The organism is Rheinheimera sediminis (assembly GCF_004005375.1).
Lineage (GTDB): Bacteria > Pseudomonadota > Gammaproteobacteria > Enterobacterales > Alteromonadaceae > Pararheinheimera.
This window is the reverse complement of record NZ_RZUF01000018.1, coordinates 16200-41385: the sequence shown is the minus strand read 5'-3', so window position 1 is coordinate 41385 and position 25186 is coordinate 16200. Positions and strand designations below refer to the sequence as shown.

Genomic DNA, 25186 nt, shown 5'->3' with positions numbered 1-25186 from the left:
AAGTGATGAAATTAAATGAACAACAGCTGGCAGCCCTGGCCACTGAACTGGATGCAGTCAAAGCCGGTGTGATGACTCAGCTGGGAGAGAAAGAAGCAAACTACATTCGGCGTATGCTGCTGACCCAACGCCTATGTGCGATTTCCGGGCGCATTCTGATGGTACTTGGCTTTATAACGCCTTGGTTATGGGCCTTAGGCGTGGTGCTTTTGGCGCTGGCAAAAATACTCGACAATATGGAAATAGGCCACAACGTCTTGCATGGTCAGTACGACTGGATGAATGACCCTGTGCTGCATTCACAGCGTTTTGAATGGGATATCGCCTGTGATGCTGGTTCATGGAAAAGAACCCATAACTTTGAACATCACACTTATACCAATATTATCGGTAAAGACCGTGATTTTGGTTATGGTCTGTTGCGCCTGAGTAATGATTTCCGCTGGCGGCTGCGTAACTTATGGCAGTTTGTCACTTATCTGGTATTGAGCACCTTGTTTCAATGGGGGGTGTCGTACCACGAGCTGGCGGGCGAGCGGGTATTTTTCGGCAAAAAGAAACCTGACCGGGTCAACAGTATCAGTCACAGCGATTTGAAAAAAGCTTTTTTTGGCAAAGGCGCGCGGCAGCTGTTTAAAGATTATGTATTTTTCCCTTTAATTGCCGGGCCTATGTGGTTATGGGTATTAGCCGGAAACTTAGTGGCAAATCTGATCCGTAACTTATGGACTTCTACTGTGATTTTTTGTGGTCATTTTACCGCTGATGTTCACACTTTTACCCAAGAACAATGCGAAGGCGAAAGCCGCGGACACTGGTACTATCGGCAAATTCTAGGCTCATCTAACTTTACCGGGCACCGCTGGTTTCATATTTTAACCGGGCACTTGAGCTGCCAGATTGAACATCACCTCTATCCGGATATGCCAGCTTTGCATTACCTGACCGTAGCACCGCAGGTGCAGGCTATTGCAAAAAAATATGGCATTGCCTATAACAGCGGCAGTTTTGTCAAACAGTACGCTACTGTAGTAGCTCGTATTATCAGATATTCGTTCCCTGGTGGCAAAGCTACGCCAGCTTAAGGCGTGGCCGCAGTGCTTCAGCATAATAAAAGGATAGAGACATGGTGTTTGCCGATGTAATGCAGCAGTTTAAATCAGCTCAGCCTGATGTGCAGCAGATAGACGTGCCTGAACAATGGGGGCAGGGCCGTGCTGTCTTTGGTGGTATGGCGTCCGCTTTGGCTTTGGCCCATTTAATCACGCTAGTACCAGCAGAGATCCCACTGCGTTCTGTTTCTGTGTCCTTTGTCGCGCCGTTAAATGCTGGGCCAGCTACAGTCTCACGACGTATTTTGCGGCAGGGCAAGTCGGTGATCCAGGCCATAGTGGAAATCACTCAACAGGATCAGGTGGCTCTGGTGTTACTGGCAAGTTTTGGTGCTGAGCGTGTCTCAGGTTATACAGTGGCCAGTGCGCCAGCTCCGGCTTTTGCTGATCATGCTGTGGTGATGCCCAAACAAGGTCCTGTGCCTGAATTCACCCGTCATTTTGACTATCAAATCAAAAAAGGGCTGATGCCTTTTTCCGGTGGCACAAGCACAGAGTTGGGTGGTCTTATCCGTTTTTCTGAAGGTGAGAGCACAGCTGTGGGTGTGCTGGAGTTATTGGCTCTGGTCGATGCCTGGCCTCCGGTCAGTTTAACTTTACTGAACCAGCCTGCTCCTGCCAGTTCGTTAACCTGGACCATAGAGTTTATTCAGCCGCATCAGAGCAGCGAAACGAAAGCCCTGACTTCGGACTGGTGGAGTTATCTGGCGAATATTGAGCATGCAGCTGATGGTTATCATCATATTGAAGCCAAGTTATGGCAAGCTGACGGCCAGTTAGCAGCCATTAGTCGTCAGACAGTGACTGTTTTTGCATAGGGTCAGAGCCTTGGCTCTGACCCACATATCGGATATCGAATACTGACCGGCATCAAACAGATTGCAGACTTTTGATTAAAGGCTAGATCTGGTTAAAATTTATACTCGCCCCCTAAGGGCGCTTCTGTTATAGTGCGCGCCCTTTTTGCTGTGCCAACTTCTGTATCAATAGAGAGTACCCATTTTTGAGCAACGCCACTTTTACCAGTCTGCCATTTGCAGAGCATTTATTACAAAGCCTTGAGAGTCTCGGCTACAGTCAGATGACGCCTATTCAACAGCAGGCTTTACCTGCCTTGTTAGAAGGGAAAGATATTCTGGCCAAAGCCCGCACCGGCAGTGGCAAGACAGTGGCTTTTGCCCTGACTTTATTGCATAAACTGGCAGTTAAACGCTTCCGTATTCAATCCTTAGTGCTTTGCCCTACCCGTGAACTAGCGGAGCAGGTTGCACAGGAAATCCGTCGTTTAGCCCGCAGTCAGCACAATATTAAAGTGTTGACGCTCTGTGGTGGTGTATCTATTGGCCCGCAAATTGGCTCACTTGAACACGGCGCTCATATTATTGTGGGTACTCCGGGTCGTATTCTGGAGATGATAGACCGCAACCTGCTGAACCTGTCTGATGTTGAAACTTTAGTTCTGGATGAAGCGGATCGTATGCTGGATATGGGCTTTGCTGATGATCTGGCCGTGATTCTGAACGCCTTACCAGCCGATCGCCAGACTTTATTATTTTCAGCGACTTACCCAGACAAAGTGAATGAATTAAAACGTCATTTAAAAGCGGATGCTGTGCAGGTGTTTGTCGATGATGGCGAGCAAACCGAGATAGAGCAGAAATTTATTGAGGTTGAAGCTACTGATAAAATTGCGGCCTTAAAGCAACTATTATCCTGGCATGGCGCAAAACCTGCGTTGATTTTTTCCAATATGCGCAAAGACACTCAGGATATTTGTGACGAGCTGTCTGATGCCGGTTACAGCGTCATGTCCTTGCATGGTGACTTAGAGCAACGCGACCGCGAGCGGGTGCTGATGCAGTTTACCAACCAAAGTTGTCTGATTATGGTCGCGACAGATGTTGCAGCCCGTGGTTTGGATATCAGTGCTCTGCCTCTGGTGATTAACTACGATTTAGCCAACGATCCTGAAGTGCATGTGCACAGAGTAGGCCGTACCGGCCGCGCTGGCGCTGAGGGTTTGGCGCTAACTTTAGTCACACCTTCACAAATGGGCCGCTTAGCAGCACTGGAAGACCAGCTCGGTTTAACAGCACAGTGGACAGACTTAACAGCTTATCCAGCGACAGAGGCAAGGCCTGCACGCGCACCTATGCGTACAGTGATGATAGACGGTGGCAAAAAAGACAAAGTCAGGCCTGGCGACATAGTAGGTGCTTTGACTGGTGAACTGGGCTTGTCTTTTGAGCAATTGGGTAAAATTAATGTGCTGCCTATGGTGAGCTTTGTTGCTGTCCGTAACGAGGTAGCAAGTGCGGCTTTAAAGCGTTTGAGTGAAGGAAAAATCAAAGGCCGTCAGTTCCGCTGTCGTTTTGTCTGACAAAACCAAAAAATGCTAGGGGCGGGTCTTATACCCGCCCGTCTAATGGCACCGCTGTGTCATATACTCAAAAAGATTGCGGTGCAGAGGAACGGGCCGTGAAAAGCCGCGGCCTGCGCATTGCAATATGAATTTACTGCAAAAAGTTTCTGAGGTAAGAGGAAAAATTATCTGTATGCACTAAGCTCAAAGCGGATAGACACTGAAAGATAAAGAGGTCGCTTATGAACACTCTATACCTTCTATGCAGTACTCTGGTTTGTCTACTGATGCTCGGCTGTAAACCTGCGGATACTCCAAGTCAAGCTGTTATACCAGTTGACGCCTCGCCTAAACTAAACACGTCCCCCGTTGACCCTAAGACCAGCAGTTGTGAATTAAAACTGGGTTTTGAATCCTGGGAACCTTACCAATATATTGGATTGAAACAACAGGCCAGTGGTTTGGATATTGAAATTATGCAAGCTGTGGCTGAGCGGATGAATTGTACTTTAGTGATGCAGCATGGTACGTGGCAAGAGCTGTTAGGGTTGCTGAAACTAGGTAAAGTGGATTTGTTGTTAGGTGCGTCAAAAACCGTGACAAGGGAGGAATTTGCACTGTTTTCTGAACCGTACAGAGCTGAACAGTTCCAATTGTTTGTTCGAAAAGAAGAAGCTGACAAATACCACTTTGCATCAGTAGCTGAAATGGTCGCCGCCAAGCATAAGGTGGGGCTGATCAGTGATTATTTTTATGGCGAACAAATTAGCGCTTTATATAGCGATGAACATATGCGTCCACATTTTGTTGAGTCGTCGATGAGCGAACTAAATATAGCGCTTCTATTGGACGAACAAGTGGACGCTGTACTCGAAGATAGTTTTGTTGGCGCCTCTATTATTCGTCGCAAAGGATTAGAGAAACAAATTCAGCCGCATCAGATCAAGCTACCTGAAAATCCTATTTATGTCATGTTTAGCAGAGCCTCAGTCCAGCCGGAGCGGGTTAACTCTTTTAATCAGGCATTACAACAGTTCAAAGACAGCGGTAGTTATCAAGAATTGTTAACTAAGTATCAAAGTTAAGTTCCAAACTGCTGGGCCAGCAAAGCAGCGGTAAAGCTGGCCTTTAAATAAAAACCTCGCGGTAGGGTTTGAATAGGTTGGCCCTCTGCGCCTACAGCAGACGTGAGGGCTTTGCTATTGGCCGCTTTGGGACGCAATTGCAGCACTTTGCCATGAGCACCTTTGATCTGATCGATGCCACCCAAGACAATGAGCTCCATCAGCTCCTCCCAGTCCTGCTGTAACAATGCCTGCTGCTCTGTGTCCGGTTTCCATAAAAAGGCTGTACCAATCTGACGCTGAGCCAAAGGAATAGACCGCTCAGCAAGTACTGGCACAAATAAAACCGCGCTAAGTTTGCGGCAGACCCAGGATTCCTGCCAGCTTAACCCAGCTAAGTCGGTCAAAGGTGCGACGCAGACATAGGTACTTTCCAACGGTTTTCCATGACGGTCTACCGGTATAGTTTTCAGTTCTATACCCAGATGAGGAAAATCAGGTTGTGCTTTACTGCCGCTGCTTGCACCAAGCACGAGCTCAAGCAGCTGCCCCACACTACCTTTCTCTCGTTGCAAATTGGCAGGTAGCTGTAACTGGTATTGCTCTGCAACCTGACCCAAGGTCAGGCCTGCAATCAAATAACAACGTTCAAGTAATTCTGCTGTATTTTTCGGCGGGTGGCTCATAAAAACATCATAAGAGAGACATAGATTCAGGTCCTTAGAAACACTAGCATTTTTTCGCACTTTTTGCTGCTCAAAAAGCAATCAAATCGAGTTATGCACAGTTGTAATGCAGCTTAAATAGCGGGCTTTGATCTCTAACTTAATGTTTTTTATAGTTATTTTTTGGTTTTTAACTGGGTGTTATTCAGGCGATTCTGAGTTATCCAAGAACAAAAACACCCTTATGCACAGCTTTATGTACAGAGCCTGTGTAGAAGTGCACAGTGCGCACTGATTAATCATATAAATTGTGGATAAGTCTGTAGAAAATACAATTTGCCGAAGTCGTGACTTTATGAAAGAATCGATGAAACAACAGCTGGAACCAAGCTAGAGGTTTTTGTGATCGACGCTGAAGGCTTTAGAGCCAACGTCGGCATTGTAATATATAACCACCAGGGACAGGTGTTTTGGGCAAGGAGATACGGTCAACATTCCTGGCAGTACCCACAGGGTGGCATAGACGAAGGGGAAACCCCAGAGCAAGCCATGTACCGGGAGTTAAACGAAGAAGTAGGTTTACAGCCTGAAGACGTAGAAATTATTGCTGTAACCAAACACTGGCTGAGGTACAAATTACCAAAGCGTTTAATTCGTCGGGACAGTAATCCGGTGTGTATAGGGCAAAAACAAAAATGGTTTTTGTTGCGCCTGAACTGTAAGGAAGAAGACGTAAATCTATTAAAAACTACGCATCCAGAGTTTGATGACTGGCGTTGGGTCAGTTATTGGTATCCGGTGCGTCAGGTCGTCGCCTTTAAACGGGAAGTGTACCGTAAGGTGATGAAAGAGTTTGCCCCTATTGCTTTGCCGTTTCTTCGTAGAGATGGAAAAAATGACAAGTTAATCAGAAGGGGTTGAGAATGCTGAGCCAGTTAAGGCGCATAGTGCAGGATGTGGCGCAAGAGCCGGTACTGAATAACGCATTGGCTGGCTTGGTCTCGAATGTAAAAAATGCACTGAATACAGAGTGCTGCTCTGTCTACCTTGCGAACTATGAACAGCAGCATTTTATGCTGATGGCTACAGATGGTCTGAATCCAGAGGCTGTTGGCCAGGTTGCCATTGGTTTTTCTGAAGGTCTAATTGGTTGGGTAGGTCAGCGTGAAGAGCCTATCAACCTAGCGCAAGCTCAATTACATCCCCGCTTTAAGGTTACGCCAGAAGTCAGCGAGGACCGCTTTTCTGCCTTTTTGGGCTGTCCTATTATTCATCACCGTAAAGTGCTGGGGGTATTGACCATACAGCAAGGTGAATCAAGAGTATTTAGTGAAGACGAAGAGTCTTTTCTGGTTACTTTAGGGGTGCAACTGGCTTCTGTTTTGGTGCACGCTGAAATGCGGCAGGCGGCTAGTCAAAATTCCAAATCACCACAAAGCACCGGGCAGTTGCAGGGGTTACCCGGGGCTCCTGGTATTGCCATGGGCGAAGGTTTTGTGCTGGAGCCGTCCAGTGATTTTGATTCAATATCGCTGAAAAAAGTCGACGATCCAGATAAAGAACTATTAAGGTTTTACAAAGCCGTCAAAATTACTAAAGCGGAATTTAATCGGCTGGCTGAACGCATGGCCGGGCATTTGCCGCCAGATGCTTTGGCCATTTTCGACGTTTACCACCAGTTATTAGATGCAGCCAGCCTGGGCAACGAAATTGAAAAACAAATTCACGAAGGCTGGTGTGCAAAAAGCGCACTCAAACGCGTAGTTGAAAAGTTTGCTCGTCAATTTGATGACATGGACGATGCATACTTACGAGAGCGTGGCACAGACATTCGCGATCTTGGTCAAAGAGTACTGAATCATTTGCTTGATACTGAGCAGCGCCACCATAAGTTACCGGAAAAAGTGGTGTTGGTGGCTGATAACGTCACGGCCACTATGTTGGCTGAAATTCCACGATCTCAATTAGTCGCTATTGTTTCTCTCAAAGGCTCAGTCAACTCACACGCTGCTATTATGGCCCGGGCTTTAGGCATACCGGCTGTGATGGGGCTGGATGAATTGCCACTTTTTCATTGGCAAAGTAAACGTCTGATCGTAGACGGTTACCGCGGTCAAATTTTAGTGGCTCCTGCTGAAGCTATAGTGGCTGAATACCAGACATTGATCAGCGAAGATGTGCAGTTGAGTGCTCGTTATCAATCAGAGATGCATTTAAAAGCTCAAAGCGCTTGTGGTGCGCCTTTTAGTCTGATGGTGAATGCTGGTCTGGCTATAGAGCTGGAAAGTAGCCAGCCGGCTTATACAGACGGTATAGGCTTATACCGTACTGAATTTCCCTTTATTATGCGCAACCGTTTCCCAACCGAAGCAGAGCAAATCGAGTTGTACAAAAAAGTACTAGCGTCGCACTCAACTAAAGCTGTAGTGATGCGTACTTTAGATGTGGGAGGGGATAAAGCCCTGCCTTATTTCAGTATTATTGAAGAAAACCCCTTTTTGGGTTGGCGTGGGATCCGTTTAACACTCGATCATCCGGAAATTTTCTTGGTACAAATCCGCGCTATGCTCAAAGCCAATATAGGCCAGGGCAATTTACATATTTTGTTGCCGATGATTTCGGATTTGGCTGAAGTGGATGAATCATTAAGACTGATTAAACAAGCCACTTTTGAGTTGACCGACGAATTGGCCGGTACCGAAGTGCAACTGCCGAAAGCTAAAGTGGGGGTGATGATTGAAGTGCCTTCGATCATGTATCAGTTGCCAGAGTTAGCGCGAAAGATTGATTTTTGCTCAGTAGGTACCAACGATTTAACTCAATACTTATTGGCCGTTGATAGGAATAACCCACGAGTTGCGGCTTTATATGATGCGATGCACCCAGCAGTGCTGCGAGCTTTGCATCAGATGTCGTTACAGGCTCAGGGCTTACAGCTGCCAATGAGTATTTGTGGTGAGCTGGCGGGCGAACCTGCAGGCGTGCTGATTTTAGCCGCCATGGGGTATAACAAATTTAGTATGAACAGTAGTAATCTGGCAAAAATCAAATGGTTACTACGCAGAGTTGATATGTCTGAATTGCAGTTGTTGTTGCCTGAAATTCTGGCCTGCCAGTCGCCAAAACAAGTTCGTCTGCACGTACAACGTTTCCTCGACCAAAAACAGCTATTAAACCAATTACGTGCTTAGAGGGGCCAAGGGCTGTTACAATGCTCGACCTTGTCAGACTATGAGCGTCAGCACCGACGCCTCATTACTTTATCGTTCAGAACAGGATTTTTATAGTGGACTCTTATTTTTTATTCCCGCAAATTGACCCGGTAATTTTCAGTGTTGGGCCTGTGGCTGTGCGTTGGTATGGTCTGATGTATGTGATTGCATTTTTATTGGCGAACTGGTTGGCAAATCGGCAGGCCGATAAACCTGGTTCTGGCTGGACCCGTGATCAGGTCAGCGATTTAATGTTTTTTGGGTTTTTAGGTGTGATCCTGGGGGGCAGGGTCGGTTACGTGTTGTTCTACGGTTTCAGCAACTTAATAGCTGATCCGCTGTATTTATTCCGCACCTGGGAAGGCGGAATGTCTTTCCATGGCGGTGTGCTGGGTGTGATGGCCGCTATGGCCTGGTTTGCCTGGCGCAACAACAAAAAGTACCTTGAGCTTGGTGATTTTGTGGTGCCACTGCTGCCTCTGGGCTTGGCCTTTGGCCGTTTAGGTAATTTTATTAACGGTGAGTTATGGGGCCGGACTACGGATGTACCTTGGGCTGTGTTGTTTCCTAACTCAGGGTTGCTACCACGCCATCCATCGCAGTTGTATGAAATGATCGCTGAGGGCATCATTTTGTTTTTTCTGTTGCAATGGTACAAAGGTAAAAATCCTCCTGCTGGAAATGTTGCTGGTTTATTCCTGCTTGGTTATGGTTCGGCGCGTTTTAGTATTGAATTCTTCCGTGAGCCAGATGCGCATTTAGGTTTATTGTCTTTGGGGATGTCGATGGGGCAGTGGCTTTGCATTCCAATGATAGTCGCAGGCATAGGTCTTATGGTCTGGGGATATAGCCGTGCAAATACAGTAAAGAATGAGAGTAAAGCATGAAGCAGTATTTAGACTTAATGCGCCATGTGTTAGAGCATGGCCATAAAAAATCTGACCGTACTGGGACTGGCACCATCAGTGTATTTGGCTATCAGATGCGATTTGATTTGAGTGCAGGTTTCCCCTTGGTGACGACAAAGAAGTGTCATCTTCGTTCTATCATCCATGAGCTGCTGTGGTTTCTGAAAGGCGATACCAATATTCACTATTTGAAAGAAAATAAAGTGTCAATCTGGGATGAATGGGCCACTGAACAAGGTGATTTAGGCCCTGTCTATGGTGCTCAATGGCGTAGCTGGCAAACACCGGATGGTCGGGTGATCGACCAAATTAGTCAGCTTATCCACGATATTAAAACCAATCCGGATTCACGCCGTTTAATTGTCAGTGGCTGGAATCCTGCTGTATTGCCTGATACCCAATTTAGCCCAAAAGACAATGCGGCCATGGGAAAGCAAGCTTTACCGCCCTGCCATACTTTATTTCAGTTTTATGTGCATGACGGCAAATTATCCTGTCAGTTGTACCAGCGCAGCGCCGACATATTTTTGGGGGTCCCCTTTAATATCGCAAGTTATGCTTTGTTGACCATGATGGTGGCCCAGGTTTGCGATCTAAAGCTGGGTGATTTTGTGCATACCTTTGGCGACGCACATTTGTACAGCAACCACATGGACCAGGTAAAGGAGCAGCTTAGCCGAACACCACATCCTTTGCCTCAAATGCAGTTAAACCCTGCGATCAAAGATATTTTTGGCTTTAGTATCGATGATTTTGAACTGGTCAATTATTTGGCGCATCCAGCCATCAAAGCCCCCATAGCGATATAAATCTGTAGGGGAGGGGCTCGCCCCTCCCGTCCCTGTGCTCCACTGCGTCGAGTCTGGCGAATGCCGGGATTGCAAAACCGTCATAACTTTCTGGCATTAAATTTGCTGTGTATCAAACTCAGATAAGCAAGCAACACCATCGCCGGGGGTTAGAGTGCGAATATTCGGGGTAGTCATCACAGTATTGCTGTTATGCGGCTGCAGTTCTTTGCCAGAAGGGCAAAATATTGCCGAGCCTGCTCAGTTTCGAAAAGCAGCCAAACATCCTCCGTTACTGTTTTATACCGAACGTCTTGCCGATCAACTGTTTTATCAATTAAAGCCGCTCGATTCTGGTGCTATAGCGGTAACCACTTTTGCTGACGCACAATTGATGGCTCCTGATACTAGTCGCAGTGCAAATTACAATGCAGCTTTGCAGTTGCAGGAAAGCATGCAGACTGTAGCAACTCAACTGGGTTATCAGGTGAGTGAGTTAAGGTTAAATGACGGTGTTTTAGTTCATCCTGGCTATGAGAATTCATTAGGACGGGATCTAAGTCAACTGGCGAATAATCAGCAGGCTCGCTATTTAATCACCGGCACTTTAACCGAAGGTGAATTGCATATTACCGTCAATGCTAAACTAATCGACCTGCAAAGCCAGCAAGTGATAGCTGCAGCTTCCAGTGTTATTCCTACAGATGTGTTATGGCCAAACGAGCAGCTACAGTTGCGCCATAATAAGTTGTATCGTAATTCGGAGTCGTAACGGATGAACAGATCAAATTGTCATGCTCTGCTTTTGGCCAGTCTTGCTGCCGTAACGCTGAACTTTGGCTGTACTCCCTTAGTGCAGCTTGATGCGGAAGGTAAACCAGTGACTGCGAATAAAGTTGAGTTAAAACAAGGTCAAACCCCAGCTAGCGCAGCAGATAACTCTTTTACAGAGTTATACCTGAGTGGCTATGACAGTTCAGCAATGCAAAACGCCCGCATGGCGGGTATGAAGCTACCTGGTTATAAAGCTGAAACTTCAGTGACAGTAAATCACTATGTACAAAGCCTTATGCATGATTTGGCTGCCAATCTGGAAGTACTGAGTACCACTTTTAACCTGGGTGTAACCAGCTTTGTTTACCTTGACAGTGATTACCAGCAAGGTGATTTACTGGGTAATCAATTGGCTGAAGCTTTTATGCACGAAGCCACGCAATTCGGTATGGCAGTAACAGATTTTAAAACCACGGATTACATCCGGGTTACTCCAACGGGTGATTTTACCTTTAGTCGTGATTTCCTTGAGCTTACACAACAATATCCCATTAGTGTTGTGTTGGGTGGAACTTTAGTGCGCCACCAGGGAGGAGTGATAGTGAATGCCCGTATGGTGAATGTGAATGATAAAAAAGTTGTGGCATCTGCCCAGGCTTTTATTCCACAGCAGGTCGTTCAGGGACTCAAAGGCACCCAAGGTGCGCCTTTGTTGCAGTTAAAATCGGCTGGAACTCCTTAACAGTCATACACTGGATACCCTTATGAACTTATTTCAATTCACTATGATGTCAGTATCAGCGAAAGTGTCACTTTGCCTTGTGGCTCTGGTGTTGTCTGGCTGTGCCAGTTTTGGCTCAGACAGTGCGAGCGCCGAAGCTCAAGCTGAGCAAACAGAAGTTAATGCTGAACAGCAATTAACTCAATTGCAAACTCAGATCCAGGCCATGCAGTCGGATTGGGACAAACAAAAACCAGCTTTAGAACGTCTTGTGACCAATGAAGAAGATTTACAGTTTTTGATAAAAACCTTAAGCGACATGTCTAAAATCGAGGATGCGCCTTCACGCTCTGCTTATCTAGGCAAAACTGAGATGACGAATGATCAGCGCGAAGTACTTTATTCAATAAGTAGCCTGATTAAAAATCAACAGCAATTGCTGGATATGGTGCAAAGCCTGACAGAGATCCTGAAAAACAATAAGGGAGCCTTTTCTGAACCTAATCAAATTGTTGCGTCTTATGAAACAGCGGAACCTGTTGCTCAGCCGCAGATGTCTGGTTCAGTACAGGCTGAATTTTCAACGGTTTCTTCTGCCTCAGTGAGCTCTGCAGCTGGTTGTCAGTGCGACAGCTCAGACCAGCAAGACAACTCTGGAAGTCAGAGCACCAACAGCAGAAACACAGAATGGTTTGGTCTGACTCAACCCTATCAGGAGGCTGCTCCCGCTATGGGCGTAGCACAAAGTTCACAGCTCGATAGTGCAGCAGTAAACAATGGGCAACCTATACCGGGTTTAGCTGTAAAAACATTCAGCCGTAAAACTTTACCTTCTGAGTTATCGGCTGCAGGGGCAGATCTGCAAGCTTATAGCGCTGCTCCATTGTTTCAACAAAGCCGCAAATCATTGAGTGATTATGTAGCTCAATTAGCATTTAAACTAGCAGGCAATCAGCAATTGCAAGGCGCTAAGGTAGGGGTGGCAAGTTTTGTATTTTTTGACGCTCAACTAGAACAAACCAGCGCTGTGGGAAACCAACTGGCAGAAGAGTTAAGCACAGTATTGCCTGGTTATGGTGCCTCTGTGATCGAATACAAGCTAACAAAACATATTACAGTAAGCCCTACAGGCGATTTATCCTTGTCGCGCCGCACGTCAAAATTACGTAGTCCACAAGGTATGGATTATGTACTCACAGGCACCATGGTGCCAACCCGACGTGGGCTGCAAATTAACAGCAGAGTAGTATCAACACAAACTAATGTGGTGATCAGCTCTGCGACGACATTAATCCCTGCGCTGGTATTACAGCAACTTTAGATTTCGGTAGTAAATCCAGCGCTTTTATCTGTTGCTTTTTGCAGATGTTTACAGCTTGCCTTAGGTTTGTCAGTAATCTCTGCTCTGTTATTTTTTTTGTGGTGTTAAGCGCAGGTTTTTTTCGCCCAAAGTAATGATATGAGTAGCCAGTAATTAGGGAAACGCTCTGGTGCTCAAAATTTTTTTGATGTTCAAATATTTCAAAACGATATGATAAAAGTTTAAAACGGAACCATTAATTTTCTCTAAAATGGAAAATTCGAAAAGCCATTCCTAAAAAAATAAAAAAACTGCAAAATTTAATCAAGTTTTTATGTTCTTGGTCGATACAATGATACGCTGGTCGTGTGATTCATTGAAAGCACTTAAGCGGGTTCATTGTAACTATTTGATAATTATAGGAAAGAGAACATGAAATCATTGAGAACTAAAGTTGCTGTAGTTGCAGCTGCTGTAAGTTTCGTATCAGTTGCCTCAGCTGCTGAATTAACGATCCAGCCTACACTGGAAGTATCCAACGCATTAACCTTAACTCAGGTAGCTGGAACAGCATTAAATTTTGGCCGTATCCGTGCTCAGACAGACGATACGACTGACGATTGCCGTACTCTTTATATTCCAGCCAACACCACCAATCAGCCAACAACCACTAAACCAGCTAATATTGGTGGCGCTAACGGTACAGCTCTTACTGCCTTGTGCGCAGCAGCAGCTGACTCCTCCATGGCAATTCTGAGTCCACTGGCTGACTTAACTGTAGTCTCTTTTGAAGTGTCAGACGCAGCACCATTTACCTCCTTGGACATTACAATTGATCACTCTGCTGATATCGAGTCTCCTGATCCTGCTGCTGCAGCATTTGAGGTTCCTTTTGTTGATGTGTATCGCACTACAACGCCTGCAGCTGCTGTTGCTATGACTCCAACGTCCCGTGTTTCCGCTGGCTCTATATCTACTGGTGCAGCTGGCACTGTAGCCTTCAATTTGGGAGCGTTAATTTCAACTGAAGTAACTACTGATGAATTTATTGATGCATCCTATACTGGTTCTATTGTAGTCACTGTGGATTACTAAGTTATCCCCTGGGGCCTTGACCGGCCCCATTTTCTGGATTTATGCCGTGTTTTATTTGCTGAGCATTATCACACTCGCCTTTAGTTTTCTGGCAACAGCTAATGTATTTGTCGAGCAACCACTGACTTTCGGTCAGGTTGTTGTGCTGGATAACTCCACTCCTCACACCTTAACAGTACCTGCTTATGGCCCGGTACTTTCAAGTTCTGGATTAAGGATGATTAAAGGGGGGCAGCCAGGTATTTACACTATCACCGGGTTAGAAGGCCCCAGAGCTATTTCCCTGAGTGTCGATCTACCCGTACTATCTAATTCAGCATTTGGCAGTACCGACAGGTTCGAACTTACTCATCTGGATATGCCTGACGTTGTCTACAGTAATGAAGCCGGAGAAGTGCAACTTCGAATTGGCGCCACAGTACAGACTTCTGGCAGCGGCACAACGCATTACTTAAATGAAACCTTCAGTTTCCCCGTTGTAATTACTTTATCTTATTGAATGAGGACTTTATGAACAGAATTCTATTTAGCTTCTTAGCTATTGCTTTAGCTCTTGCGTGGCCTGTATCTGCCACATTGTTAATAAGCCCAACTAAAGTTACTTTTGATTCAGATGATAAAGTCGTTGAAGTGGTTTTGATGAATACATCAAACAAGGTGAACAGTTATGAATTGGGTTGGGAAGATAAAATAGCCTCAGAACTCGGTGGTTATCAAAAACACAAAACTCAAGTCAGTCATGAGTTTTCTGCCAGCAAGATGTTACGTTTCAGCCCAAGACGCGTTACCTTGAAGCCGGAAGAAAAACAAGTTGTCCGTATTATGCTGCGCAGGCCAAAAGATTTAGCTGAAGGTGAATATCGCTCACATATGCGTTTTAAAGCTATACCAGTTGCAGCAGAGCAGGCCGGCTCTATAGAAAGTGCGGGCATTAAAATTAACTTCACCACCAGCTTCAGCATTCCGGTAGTGGTAAGGCAAGGTAAGCCAGAGGTGAGTTTAAGCATTGAAAAAACATCGGTTAAAGTGGCGCAGCCTAATGAAGTACCGCAGGTGATTGTCTCTATATCGAATAATTCGCGCTACTCGGCCCGCGGAGATATAGTCGCGACACTCGAAGGTAAAGATGGAAAGCCGCAAGTGATAGCCCGCCTGAACGATTACAGTTTGTATCCAGAACTAAAGAAAGCTCAAGTGAAACTTGCCTGGGTTGGCACAAACAATGCATTGTCTGATGGAAAGTTGACAGTATCTTTCGACGGTATAAAAGAGTACCAAGGGACTCAGTTCGGCACTAAAACTGAACAGTTCTCCGTGAGAGATGTGCTTATGAAATAGAGGTATTGAGTGCTGACAGAACATCGTATTTTTACAGTTTTTATATGTGCTTCTGTTCTTTCAATATCTTCTGATGTGCAGTCTGCTGAGCCTGACCAGCAGGCTGCGCTTAACAACGAAAAAGTCCGACATCTTCTTTCGTCATTACGAAAGAAATTGGCTGTCCAACCAGATACTGTCGTCTCTTCTGAGGCAAAGTCCTCCTCTTCTGCAGCTGCAGTGACTGCTTCTAATAGTGCTTTTGCTTTAAGCGCTGAAACATTACCTGAGACCAGTCGTTTTAATCTTGATGAAGAATTGATTATTTCCCTGAGGCTAGGGAATTATACCTTGTCAGAGGTGCTGGCTTATCAGGGTGTTGACGGCCTCAGATTTGGCTTAGCCAACCTGATGGCACTTTTAAATGTCGCCATTAATTACAACCTTGACACTCAGCAGTTTGATGGCTGGATTTATGATGAACAAAACAGGTTTGAGTTAACGGTAACCGAAGAAGGCGCAACTGGTCGTATTGGCAGCAATGCTATTAAGCTGACACCTGAGCAATTTGGACTCTTAGACGACGATTTTTATCTGTCAGTGACTCAATTGCAGCAGTGGTTTGGCCTCACTTTCCGTATAAATGAAGAAAGCCTGACTGTTTATCTGGATTCGGATAAAACTTTGCCCATAGAAGCTCGATTAGCCAGGCAAGGGCGACAAATCAGATCCGCTGGTGAAGTTCAGGAATCCGTGATGCCATGGCTAAACAACGCGATGACAACCTTTTCCAGACCCTTGGTGGATCTTCAGCTGGGTACAAGAGTAGCTAAACAAGGCGATAATACTTCTTCTTATTCACTGCTGAGTACTGGGGATCTTGTTCATCTGAATTCTGAGCTGTATTTAACTGGCAATGACAAGGAGTTGGTGAGTGATGGCCGTCTAAAGTTAGCCAAAGACTTTGAAGCGACAGAGGGAGGAAAAGTGGGTCTGTTATCTCGGGTCGAGTTCGGTGATGTTACTCCTGTCTCTGCCGGTTTTACCCAGACTCTGGAGCAAAGTCGCGGCTTGTATCTGACCAACGCCTCTCAGACTGATCTGGTTAACCTGCAAAAAGTGAATATTACAGGTGAAGTGCAAAACGGCTGGGATGTTGAACTCTATCGAAACGGCGCATTGATAGCACAGCAATTATCAATAGAAAACGGTCGTTATGAGTTTAACGATATCGAGCTTTATTTTGGCAACAATGATTTCGAAATTGTCAGGTTTGGTCCAGAAGGTCAAGTCAATCGACTAACACAAAGTTACTATATTGATGGCAATTCAACTACTTTAGGAAGCCTGGTGTATGATGCTTCTTACGTACAGCTCAACAAATCCATGTTGGGGATCAGAGATACTGTAACCACGTCAGATAACTATGGATATTTGTTTGGCAGTCAAGTCAGGTATGGTGTTACTAACTGGTTGTCTTTAGGTGCAAACTTTACTGATTTTAAACCGGACCAAGGTGAAAATCTGAATGCTTACGGTATCACTACAGATATGACGGTGTTTAATCAACTACTGTATAGCAATGGCTACCGTTCAGATTCTTCAGATAATATATCAGTGAATCATTCACTCAGAAGCCGGATTTATAACATTCCCCTGTCATTTTCCACTCAAAGCTATAAGACAAAAGATGATCCGGAATTAAACTATGACACCTATGCTTTTGGTTTTTCCGCAGACTTATTCAAACAGGCTGGATTTGGACTGACTACACGAAATTCCTGGACGAAGAATGAACGGAGTAATGGATCTGAGCAGTCTTCGGTGACAAATTCGTTGAGTTTGAATTCCCCTTACGGCACTTTATCAAACGCTATTCGCTGGACTGAGAATTTAAATTTCAAAAGAATTGAGCGCCCGTTTTCGATAGTAAACCAAGATACAACAGGCAGCGAGGCTATCCTTTCTGATGACTTTGTAGTTGATGACGTTATTCTGTTGCCCGATTATTCTGAAAGTGTGCTTGGCTCAGTACAATATAGAAATTCTATTGCAGGTATAACAACGCGAATAGGTGCCGGTTATGCGGTTAAACCTTACTCAGATATTATCAGTTATGATGTTAGCTTATCGAAAAGCATTCAAAATAACTTAAATTTGGCAGTCTCCTTTAATAAGTATTTGCAGACGGGTGCTTCGCAATATTCGGGCAGTATCTCTTGGCTGAATGACATGGTGAGTCTGCGTAGCTACGCGGCTTACAGTGAGCTCAACGGTTGGGTCTTTGGACTTTCAGCCCGAACTTCTTTTGGTACTGATCCTGCAGCTCCTATCATCTCAAGTCGCCCTCTAACCAGCAGCGGCAGCGTAGTTGCTCGTGTGTATGAGGATAAAAATAACAACCAGCAGTTTGACGAAGGTGAAAAACCTGTAGTTGGAGCTGTTGTGCGTTCCTTGCAAACGCAGCGGCAGTCCGCCACAGACGCGCGAGGTTTTGCTGTAATGACCTCTATGCAATCAGGTAAAAAAACTGACATAGTTTTAGACAGACGAAGCCTGGATGACCCTTTTATGTTGACAACGAATTCAGGTGTCGCTGTTACTCCTCGTAAAGGTCTGCTACAAGTTATTGATTTTCCAGTAACTACTGGGGGCGAAATAGAGGGTCGTATTTATTCTCAGGCGGAGGATGGAGACGCGGAACAGCCTGTCGCCTATATACAGCTGCAACTGATGGACAAAAAGAACAACCTCATCTCCAGTACCCAGTCTGAGTTTGATGGCTACTACTTATTCAATGACATACTGCCTGGGCAGTATTTTATCCGTGTCGATCCAAAATCAAGCCGAAACAAAAACTTACGCCATAAAGAATCTGCACTTTTTTCTGTAAAAGGGGATGGTGCTGTACTTGATGGCGCAGATTTTGCTTTAGAGCAGATGGAGTTCACTCAAGGTTTTTCAGTCGATATGGGACGGTTCAATTCTTTGGTGGTATTAAAAGCATTTTGGGGGTTAGTTGGTAATTCAGGGATGAATGTATCCAGAATGAGTCCCTTTTACTTGTGGGATAAAGATCTCAACAAATATCAATTAAAAGCCGCTTTTTTAAAAGAGAAAAATGAGGCTGACGCTATTTGTGCAAGACTAAAAGCTCGAGGTTTTAGCTGCGATGTTAACTATTTTGAATTCAAATTGTGAGGTCTTTCCAATGAAGGTCAACCGCTTAGCTTTGTCGTTAATAACCTGCGCACTATTGGTTGGATGCTCGTCCTCCAGCTCTGTGAACTCCAACCACCTCAGTGCAGACGAGATCAGTGCAGAGCTTGCTGAGTTTCGTCGATTAAAACCTAGCTTACAAAGGTTGGTTGCCAGTGAAACAGAATTGAAAGAGTTAATCGTTACCCTTGACCAACTGGCAAATGCTGATAATCCTGATTATCAGTCTGACATTCAGTCACCACATAATAACACTCAGGTTGAAGTGTTAGATAAACAGGTGTTTCACGAAACCCTCGAGCCTCCAGCTGTTATTAAACCAGAGAGTAATGCCATGGCGCTGGTTAGCCAAGTTAATCCGGCCAGCGAACAAGCGCAACAGAAAACTGAATCCCTTGGTGTTCCCCAGGTTACAGCTGTGAACACTGAAACAGTCGCAGCAATAGTTGATGTGGGTAAGGACGTTCAGGTCACTGCAGAATTTAAAGCTGACACTAATACTGCTGCAGTGCCGCAGTCTGAGTTGATTCCTGAGGTAGCAGAAACAGTTAAATTACAACAACGTTATGCATTGCAGCTCGCGTCAGTAGTAAATCCAAATCAGCTGGTTAGCACCTGGACTCAAATGCAACGAAGACACAGTTCAATACTTTCAGGAATGGAACCTTTGTATGAAAAGTATCAAAAAGGTAATACCACTTTCTATCGCCTGAAGGCAATGGGAACTTTGACCGTAGCTGATGCTCGTAGTGCGTGCAGCAGCATTGTCGGGCAGGGTGGACAATGTTTCATCGGCAGTAACAATGGTGTTAAAAACGTCGCCGATTTATAAATACATTCCACACTGAGCTTACTGCCAGAAAAAAGAGCCATTAATGGCTCTTTTTTTGCTCGACGATTGAGCCTTTCGATTCTAGTTCAGCTTGGAAAATCAGAAATGTCTGAAAACAGCAGATGTACCAGCACAAAAGCCACCACGGACTCAATTGTATGATGCAAAAATGGCCGCCCCAACAGGAATCGAACCTGTAACTGCCCCTTAGGAGGGGGCCGTTATATCCATTTAACTATGGAGCGAACTTGTGTAGGTAGATAAACTAACACAGCTGTCGAACTCTGTGAACTCCAGTTGAATCAACAGGTTCTTTATTGAACAATTTGCTACTTCAGCGAATTCATGGATCTGGATTTTACTTTGAATTACTCACCAAAGTCGCAGCGTCACCCACCTGAACGTTCGCCAGTAAATCCATATTTACACTCTGTGCCCAGGCGTTATTGTGAGTCAGTTCTGTGACTTTTATTTTCAATTCACTGACGGTCAATTGGTCCTGTAATTGGCCAAAGCTGTCTTTGTGCTGACGGCGATAGAGTATGGACAATTCGTCACCTATGTTGAGGCCTTGTTTACTGCCCAGGTTGAGCAATACTTTGTGCTGATCCACCAGTGTGATATCAGCCAGCACGGCTTCGCAGCGCAGTGCTTCCTCTACATCTTGCGCCGCCGCATTTAATACTCGAGCTATAGATTTGCCATAATCCGTATGCCAGAAACGCTGAGTTTTCGGACTGATGACTGTGGTTTCACGAAGATCCCAGACCGCAGAGGTTTGATAGGTTTGACTGAACAGTATTTTGTGCTGCTGGATGTCAGATAGCTCCAGTTGTAGCTGATAAAAACGTTCCCGGTCAGGGTCGGACCAAAAAGTCCAGTTAGTGCCAACCCGCTCTCCTAAAGAGAGATCGGCTAAACTGGCTTTCAATAAATAGCGACCACCATAATTACGCTGTAAAGCACCGCGATCGGCATAACTGAGCTCCTGCTGCCTGATGGGGTGGGGTAGCAGTTTGAGCAGGCTTGAGCTTGAAGATTCTTCCAATTTTTGTATGAACAGATTGGTACTGGCCTGATCCAATTCGTATAACTGCCCCACAAGAGCCTGCTCCCTGTTTTCAATAACAAAGGGGCTGATTAGCAGCTGTTTCTTGAGTCGCAAATTAGTGCACTGATTTTGATCCGGATAGATATCAGCTCTGATTGTAACGTTAATATAACCATTTTCTTCGGTTTCGGAGATGATTTGAACATTTTGTACTTCACCTTGGCTGTGCAAAAACATCGACTCTTGGGTCAATAAGCCGTCAGTCACCTGCTGCACAGTGCGGATGGAAGCCCCTGAATAAAGTAACGCCTTGCGCACCGCATCTTCGGTCGCGGCCTTTCTTGCTGCGACTTTGTCTCCTGCCCGAAGCACGGCCTGACCTGCAGCTTCATACCAGTCGGCTGAAACTAAAGCTGGCAGTACTGATACAGCCAGTAGTGACAAGCGAAGTGCTGATAAACGCATGACGAACCCTCGAAGAAAATATCTATCAGGTGTTAAGCAAAAGCCGTGCCTTAATGCATTATGTATCTTCTGGCTGGCAGTTAGAAGTTAAAGTAAGCTTTGGCGTAGGGATGACAACGCTCGATTTTTCATCTTGCCTATGGGCGTAGTAACAGAAGGGGGCCGTGACGGGCAAAGATATTTTGTTTGCTCTGTACAGTAGTGATAGAAAAGGCATAGATTGTGCATCATTTTGTCCAACTAATTAGGCAGAGGCAGGCCATGATGAAAAAACTGACAATCAGCGCAGTATTGCTAACCTTTTTAACAGGCTGCAATATGGTTGCTGACCGCCATGTAGAATGGGAAACGGTACAGCCCCAAAGTTTTCCTGTGTTAAAAGCCGTAGGTTATGCTCCTTTAAGTCAGCAACCTGGAGCAACTGAGCAGGAGCGCATGTTGATGGCGATGAAAGCCTCAAAGCTGGAAGCTTACAGAGAGTTGGCTGAGCAAGTGTATGGCCAAAGAATTGACGCTAACGCTAATCTACAGCAGATGATGCTTGGTAATGATCAACTGAATTCATCGGTCAGTGGTATTATCCGTGGAGCCAGAGTCGTCAAAACTTACCCTGTGGGTGATGTGTACGCGACTGAACTGGAGTTAGATTTTAAACAGGTTTACGATTTGTATTTAAACAGCCAGCCAACGCGCCGTATCAAAAATGTGAAATACTATTAAAACAAGAAATGGGGTTAGATGACATGAGTTAATTGCAACTAATGTTAGCTGATGCCATTTTTATGCTTTGATGCCGGAACCTTTATCTACTTGAGCTGCTTTGCCTTTACTGGTGTAGGTTAGCCCTGCACGGCCACGACTTTGCAGTAATTCGGTCTTAAAACGTTCAATCACCAGCTGACTTTGCTCTACGCTTTGGCTGTTGACCTGATTCTGGAATTTACACTGAGTCAGCTTTTCTTCCAGACGACTCAACTGCTCTTGAAACCAACTTTGTGTTTTGGCTCCTGCAAGTTCTGGTGATGCAGCAACTTGCTGATCGGCCGCCTGAACAAGCTCGAGCAAATGAACTTTCTGATCGGTGGTAGTTTTGAGAGCTTCAACATCACGAGTCCGGATGGCGTCCAGCTCTTTTTGAAGCAATAAGAGCAACTCATCCAGATGCTGCTCTTGCTGGTTTAACAGGGTGAGAATAGAAGAGGAGGCGCTACTCATTTTTTACTAAAAAGTTCTCCTTCAAACTGGACAATTCGACGTGCCAGTTGTTCTACGTTCACTTTGTATTTTCCCTCAGAAATTTCCTGTTTGATCTTGTCAATTTTCTCTTGATCAATACCTGAGCTAGCTTTTGCTTTATCTTGGGCTTTGCTGAATTGCTGAGCCTGAGAAGTCAGTGACACTGAATCCTGCTTTTGCGCAGCTGAGCCTGTAGTGACCTGCTGCTGCACAGCCTGTTGTTGTGCAACTTGCTGTTTCTGAACGTTTTGTTGTTCGGCTTTGTCCGCTTTCACTTGTTGAGTGACTGGCAGGCCTGTGTTTACATTGATCGCCATTTTTCTACCCTCTTCATCCGGCTTCGGATCCCTTACTTTGTATAACGGCAGCGCCCGGTAAAACTTTAGCCAGTATTTAAAATTTTACTGCAACTTTTTTCACTGCAACAACTTCAGCTACCACTGTTCTGTTGGACTGCCTGTTAGTGACCTGAATTTGGTCACCTAGAATGCCATCCATCTGAGCTATTCCGATGGCCCTGACTTCAAGCCCGTTATTCAAACCACTAATTGTAACTATATCGCCTTTACATACAAGACAAAGATCCTGCAATGTGACAACTTGTCCTGCAGACAAACTTCTTTTTACCCTGGCACCTAGCACAGTGGCCGGGTTTTTTACCAAAGAACCTCTGGCGAGTCGCAAATCCGCTTGTCCCATGGTTAACATATCGGCAGTAATCATTGAACCTAAAGCAATATTACGTAAGCTCAGCACTGCTTCTGTTTGTTGACTAAAGCGAACAGAAATATAGAGCTGCCATTGTTGTGGGCTTGTGCAACGAATTTGCACTGTAGCTTGATTATTCACAGGGCCAGCAAAACTTAGTTGTAGCTCCTCACTGCACTCTTTATACCCCAGGCGCGAATCAAAGGCTTTGATTTGGCTTTGAGTGCCTGCAGTTACTTCGTCTTGCAGTGCCAGCCAATCTTGTACTGCAGTCGTAAGTTGTTGCGGGCTGAAACTCTCAGCCTGTACAAAAAATGGCGGCATAAATAGCATTGCGAATAACGCATAGAATAAGACGGCTCTAAAAAATTTATCGTACATTTTCATAAGGTTTCAGCTATGCTTTAACGGCAAAGGGTTATAACATACTTAAGTATGTCAATTTTCAGTCATTTTTAATTCTAGAGTGACCTAAGCAAGAATCGTTCCCGATTTTCTAGGACCACTAAATTCTTTCAGGCAGGGGAGTCTTCTATGGCGGGTATTCTCGATTCGGTCAACCAGCGCACTCAATTGGTTGGGCAAAACAGACTGGAGCTTTTATTATTCCGCTTACATGGCCGTCAACGTTTTGGCATCAACGTATTTAAAGTGCGTGAAGTGCTGCAATGTCCTCCTTTGACCGCTATTCCAAAACGCAATAAATACGTTCGGGGTATAGCTCATATTCGTGGTCAGACTATCTCCGTGATCGATTTAAGCCTGGCAACAGGCGGCCGCCCTATAGAGAATACCAAAGACTGTTTTATCATCATCGCTGAATACAACCGCTCTGTGCAGGGGTTTTTAGTTCAGTCTGTAGAGCGTATTATCAATATCAATTGGGGCTCTATCATGCCGCCACCAAAAGGCACCGGTGGTAAGCAGAGCTATTTGACGGCTATTACCGAGATAGACAAAGAACTGGTTGAGATCATTGACGTTGAAAAAATATTAGAAGAAATCTCGCCTTCGCCAACCAGTATCAGTAGCAATGTTGTGACTTCGACCATCAGTGAAGATTTGGGCGACAGGCTGATATTGATTGCCGATGATTCCGCTGTAGCCAGAAATCAGGTAAAGCGAGCTCTGGAAGGTTTGGGCGTTCAGATGCATTTGGTGAATAATGGTCGGGAAGCCCTTACTTATTTGCAGGAAACCGCGGCTGGTTGCCAAAACTCGGTCACGGATAAAGTAGGGCTTTTGATTTCCGATATTGAAATGCCGGAGATGGATGGGTACACCTTGACTGCAGAAATTCGGCTCGATCCAAAGTTAAAACCATTACATGTGATTTTACATACTTCGTTAAGTGGTGTTTTTAATCAGCAGATGGTACAAAAAGTGGGTGCTGACGATTTTATTGCGAAATTTAATCCCGATGAATTAGCCGAATCCGTGCGGAAATGGTTGCATACTGATTAGAGGTTTTATGTTAGTGGCAAACAAAGAGCTGCAGGAAAATGAATACCGCCTGTTTCGGGATTTTCTCGAACAACAATGCGGTATCGTATTGGGTGACAATAAACAGTATCTGGTCAAAAGCCGCCTCGCGCCCTTGATGCAGCGCTTTGGTCTGTCTTCGTTATCTGAATTATTGAACAAAACCTTAAGTCCTTTTGAACGGCAATTGCGTTCCGCTGTGATAGACGCCATGACCACAAACGAGACACTTTGGTTTCGCGACAGCTATCCGTATGAGCTTTTGAAAAAACAAATTTTGCCTGAATTTGAAAAAACTCATAAAACCGTCAAAATTTGGTCAGCCGCCAGTTCGTCAGGGCAGGAACCCTATTCAATTGCGATGACAGGTCTGGAATATCAACAAAGTAAACCTTCAGCCTTCCCTATGGGTCTGCATATTTTAGGTACTGATATTTCTAACGCCATGCTAGAGCATTGTCAACGCGCAGAATATGATGGATTGGCGCTATCGCGAGGTTTATCGCCAGAGCGGCGCAGCAAATTTTTTGACGATTCCGGCAATGGCATGATGCGGCTAAAAGATGCCGTTCGTAAAAATGTTTCGTTCCGCCATTTAAACTTGCTGGACAGCTACACCCTGCTGGGCAAGTTTGACATCATTTTCTGTCGGAATGTGCTGATCTATTTTTCTCCTGAAGTAAAAACGAAAATTATCAAGCAGTTCTCACAAGCGTTAAACCCGCGTGGTTACTTGTTTCTTGGTGCTTCAGAATCCCTTTCCAGCCTGAATAACGACTTTGAAATGCTACGTTGTAACCCTGGTATTGTGTACCGGAAAAAAGTCTGACAAAAAATCTGGCCTGAGTTTTGCTTAGTATTTGCCATCTCTGAAA

General features: G+C 45.1%; 24 protein-coding genes and 1 tRNA gene. 19 read left to right on the top strand and 6 right to left on the bottom strand.

The features are described from left to right. The first annotated feature begins 5 nt into the window (after positions 1-5). From EMM73_RS13335 to EMM73_RS13320, 4 genes are all read left to right on the top strand, one after another. Positions 6-1085: a fatty acid desaturase family protein gene (locus tag EMM73_RS13335; RefSeq protein ID WP_186435219.1), complete on the top strand. Its 1080-nt coding sequence runs from the start codon at positions 6-8 to the stop codon at positions 1083-1085. 41 nt (positions 1086-1126) lie between these two features. Further along, the gene (locus EMM73_RS13330) at positions 1127-1930 is read left to right on the top strand and encodes an acyl-CoA thioesterase (protein WP_127687063.1); all 804 of its coding nucleotides are present in this window, start codon (positions 1127-1129) and stop codon (positions 1928-1930) included. A 185-nt stretch (positions 1931-2115) separates the two neighbouring features. Continuing rightward, complete coding sequence (dbpA, locus tag EMM73_RS13325; RefSeq protein WP_127687060.1) at positions 2116-3492, top strand: ATP-dependent RNA helicase DbpA; 1377 nt, start codon at positions 2116-2118, stop codon at positions 3490-3492. A gap of 224 nt (positions 3493-3716) precedes the next feature. Further along, the gene (locus EMM73_RS13320; protein WP_127687058.1) at positions 3717-4559 is read left to right on the top strand and encodes a substrate-binding periplasmic protein; all 843 of its coding nucleotides are present in this window, start codon (positions 3717-3719) and stop codon (positions 4557-4559) included. On the opposite strand, the gene mutH is transcribed toward EMM73_RS13320, so the two are convergent. After that, positions 4556-5224 (bottom strand): DNA mismatch repair endonuclease MutH, encoded by a 669-nt coding sequence (gene mutH / locus EMM73_RS13315; RefSeq protein WP_127687056.1) that lies wholly within the window; start codon positions 5222-5224, stop codon positions 4556-4558. The two genes, EMM73_RS13320 and mutH, sit on opposite strands and share 4 nt — an antisense overlap. A 381-nt stretch (positions 5225-5605) precedes the next feature. Between mutH and rppH the strand changes: the two genes are divergently transcribed. From rppH to EMM73_RS13255, 12 genes are all read left to right on the top strand, one after another. After that, complete coding sequence (gene rppH, locus EMM73_RS13310) at positions 5606-6124, top strand: RNA pyrophosphohydrolase (RefSeq protein WP_127687054.1); 519 nt, start codon at positions 5606-5608, stop codon at positions 6122-6124. A 2-nt stretch (positions 6125-6126) separates the two neighbouring features. Next, positions 6127-8394 (top strand): phosphoenolpyruvate--protein phosphotransferase, encoded by a 2268-nt coding sequence (ptsP, locus tag EMM73_RS13305; protein ID WP_127687052.1) that lies wholly within the window; start codon positions 6127-6129, stop codon positions 8392-8394. 95 nt (positions 8395-8489) lie between these two features. Beyond that, complete coding sequence (gene lgt, locus EMM73_RS13300; RefSeq protein WP_127687050.1) at positions 8490-9302, top strand: prolipoprotein diacylglyceryl transferase; 813 nt, start codon at positions 8490-8492, stop codon at positions 9300-9302. Next, positions 9299-10132, top strand: coding sequence for a thymidylate synthase (locus tag EMM73_RS13295; RefSeq protein ID WP_127687048.1), 834 nt, complete (start codon positions 9299-9301; stop codon positions 10130-10132). Before lgt ends, EMM73_RS13295 begins: the two co-directional genes overlap by 4 nt. A gap of 154 nt (positions 10133-10286) precedes the next feature. Beyond that, positions 10287-10883, top strand: coding sequence for a FlgO family outer membrane protein (locus EMM73_RS13290; protein ID WP_127687046.1), 597 nt, complete (start codon positions 10287-10289; stop codon positions 10881-10883). A gap of 3 nt (positions 10884-10886) precedes the next feature. Continuing rightward, positions 10887-11627, top strand: coding sequence for a FlgO family outer membrane protein (locus tag EMM73_RS13285; protein ID WP_127687044.1), 741 nt, complete (start codon positions 10887-10889; stop codon positions 11625-11627). A gap of 22 nt (positions 11628-11649) precedes the next feature. Then, complete coding sequence (locus EMM73_RS13280) at positions 11650-12927, top strand: FlgO family outer membrane protein (protein ID WP_127687042.1); 1278 nt, start codon at positions 11650-11652, stop codon at positions 12925-12927. 411 nt (positions 12928-13338) lie between these two features. Beyond that, positions 13339-14001 carry a hypothetical protein gene (locus EMM73_RS13275; RefSeq protein WP_127687040.1) on the top strand — a complete coding sequence of 221 codons (663 nt, stop codon included), beginning with the start codon at positions 13339-13341 and terminating at the stop codon, positions 13999-14001. Between the two features lie 46 nt (positions 14002-14047). Then, positions 14048-14500, top strand: a complete 453-nt coding sequence (locus EMM73_RS13270; protein ID WP_127687038.1) for a hypothetical protein — start codon at positions 14048-14050, stop codon at positions 14498-14500. A gap of 11 nt (positions 14501-14511) precedes the next feature. Further along, positions 14512-15339 carry a fimbrial biogenesis chaperone gene (locus tag EMM73_RS13265; RefSeq protein WP_127687036.1) on the top strand — a complete coding sequence of 276 codons (828 nt, stop codon included), beginning with the start codon at positions 14512-14514 and terminating at the stop codon, positions 15337-15339. A gap of 9 nt (positions 15340-15348) precedes the next feature. Then, positions 15349-18519, top strand: a complete 3171-nt coding sequence (locus tag EMM73_RS13260) for a hypothetical protein (RefSeq protein WP_127687034.1) — start codon at positions 15349-15351, stop codon at positions 18517-18519. Positions 18520-18529: 10 nt separating this feature from the next. After that, a complete protein-coding gene (locus EMM73_RS13255) occupies positions 18530-19369 on the top strand; it encodes an SPOR domain-containing protein (protein WP_186435218.1) in 840 nt (279 codons plus the stop codon). A gap of 170 nt (positions 19370-19539) precedes the next feature. Here EMM73_RS13255 and EMM73_RS13250 read toward each other — a convergent pair. Next, positions 19540-19614: transfer RNA gene (locus tag EMM73_RS13250), tRNA-Arg, on the bottom strand. Positions 19615-19727: 113 nt separating this feature from the next. Beyond that, positions 19728-20885, bottom strand: coding sequence for a flagellar assembly protein T N-terminal domain-containing protein (locus EMM73_RS13245; RefSeq protein WP_127687030.1), 1158 nt, complete (start codon positions 20883-20885; stop codon positions 19728-19730). Positions 20886-21149: 264 nt separating this feature from the next. On the opposite strand from EMM73_RS13245, the gene EMM73_RS13240 reads away from it, so the two are divergent. After that, positions 21150-21605 (top strand): LPP20 family lipoprotein, encoded by a 456-nt coding sequence (locus tag EMM73_RS13240; RefSeq protein ID WP_127687028.1) that lies wholly within the window; start codon positions 21150-21152, stop codon positions 21603-21605. Between the two features lie 60 nt (positions 21606-21665). On the opposite strand, the gene flgN is transcribed toward EMM73_RS13240, so the two are convergent. From flgN to flgA, 3 genes are all read right to left on the bottom strand, one after another. Then, positions 21666-22100 carry a flagellar export chaperone FlgN gene (gene flgN / locus EMM73_RS13235; RefSeq protein WP_127687026.1) on the bottom strand — a complete coding sequence of 145 codons (435 nt, stop codon included), beginning with the start codon at positions 22098-22100 and terminating at the stop codon, positions 21666-21668. After that, positions 22097-22438 carry a flagellar biosynthesis anti-sigma factor FlgM gene (gene flgM / locus EMM73_RS13230; RefSeq protein ID WP_127687025.1) on the bottom strand — a complete coding sequence of 114 codons (342 nt, stop codon included), beginning with the start codon at positions 22436-22438 and terminating at the stop codon, positions 22097-22099. The genes flgN and flgM overlap by 4 nt, the downstream gene beginning before the upstream one ends. A 76-nt stretch (positions 22439-22514) precedes the next feature. Continuing rightward, positions 22515-23153, bottom strand: coding sequence for a flagellar basal body P-ring formation chaperone FlgA (gene flgA, locus EMM73_RS13225; RefSeq protein ID WP_186435217.1), 639 nt, complete (start codon positions 23151-23153; stop codon positions 22515-22517). Between the two features lie 210 nt (positions 23154-23363). On the opposite strand from flgA, the gene EMM73_RS13220 reads away from it, so the two are divergent. Then, on the top strand, positions 23364-24293 hold the full coding sequence (locus EMM73_RS13220; protein ID WP_127687021.1) for a chemotaxis protein CheV: 930 nt from the start codon (positions 23364-23366) through the stop codon (positions 24291-24293). A 7-nt stretch (positions 24294-24300) separates the two neighbouring features. Further along, positions 24301-25140 (top strand): CheR family methyltransferase, encoded by an 840-nt coding sequence (locus tag EMM73_RS13215; protein WP_222422665.1) that lies wholly within the window; start codon positions 24301-24303, stop codon positions 25138-25140. Positions 25141-25186: the final 46 nt, after the last annotated feature.